The organism is Paraclostridium bifermentans (genome assembly GCF_964259345.1).
Lineage (GTDB): Bacteria > Bacillota > Clostridia > Peptostreptococcales > Peptostreptococcaceae > Paraclostridium > Paraclostridium bifermentans_B.
On record NZ_CAXVJR010000023.1, the window covers coordinates 1 to 1,048 of the forward strand.

At 31.1% G+C, this 1,048-nt stretch carries 2 protein-coding genes; both read right to left on the reverse strand.

The features are described from left to right. Window positions 1–204 (reverse strand): flagellin N-terminal helical domain-containing protein (locus ACEXNK_RS17480; protein ID WP_445013625.1); only part of this gene is annotated, 204 nt, incomplete at its 3' end. 242 nt (window positions 205–446) lie between these two features. Continuing rightward, on the reverse strand, window positions 447–1,048 hold a 602-nt coding region (locus ACEXNK_RS17485), incomplete at its 5' end, for a flagellin (protein ID WP_373601620.1).

A 1,048-nucleotide genomic window follows, 5' to 3' on the forward strand; every position in this document is an offset into this window, starting at 1 on the left:
ATCTTGTACGTTTCTATCTGCTTGCTCCATACCTCTTATTTGAGCTCTCATTTTTTCAGAAACAGCTAATCCTGCAGCGTCATCTCCAGCTCTAGTTATTCTTAATCCTGTAGATAACTTCTCCATAGATTTTCCTGATAATGCAGTGTTCTTTGACATTTGGTTAGTCGCTATCATAGCGTTCATATTAGTGTTTATTCTCATTTTATACTCTCCTTAGTTTTTTCGACATCCTTGTCTTTTTTTGTAATTAAAATATTTTTTTAATATTTATTACATTATAATAATTCGGCATATAACGTTAAATCTTTATACCTTTTTTATATTTTTTATTTTATTTTTAAACTTTCTTACATAAGCCTAGTTTTCATAATTTTTTATAGTTTTTCAAACAAAAAAAAGAGTAGAACTAAAATTCTACTCTTTTAAGTAAGATTAATATTTAATTATCTTAATAATTGAGTTACTGACTCAGGTTGTTGCTTAGCTTGTCCAACCATAGCTTGAGATGCTTGGTTTAATATGTTTAACTTAGATAACTTAACCATTTCTTTAGCAACATCTACGTCTCTTATTCTTGACTCTGCAGCTGATAAGTTTTCTGTAGAAGTTGTTAAGTTTGAAGAAGTGTACTCTAATCTATTTTGAGTTGCTCCTAAATTAGCTCTTCCTGTATTTATTTGCTCTAATACAGCATCTACTTTTGATACGTAAGCTTGTGCTGCTGAATTATCAGCTAAAGCAGCTTTTGATAAGTTATTCGCTTGACCTACTAAGTCTATTGTATTTATAGTTCTAGTTTCATCGTTAGCTCCAGCTTGTACTGTAAAGCTTCCTGCTCCACTTAATAAGTTTTTACCATTGAACTTAGTTTCTTGACCTATTTTAGTCATTTCTTGTTGTAATTGATCTAACTCAGTGTTTATTTTCGCTCTATCTGTACTAGCTAAAGTATCATTTCCTGCTTGAACTCCAAGCTCTCTCATTCTTTGAGCTATGTTTCCTGCTTCTTCTAAAGCACCTTCAGCAGTTTGTACCATTGATATAC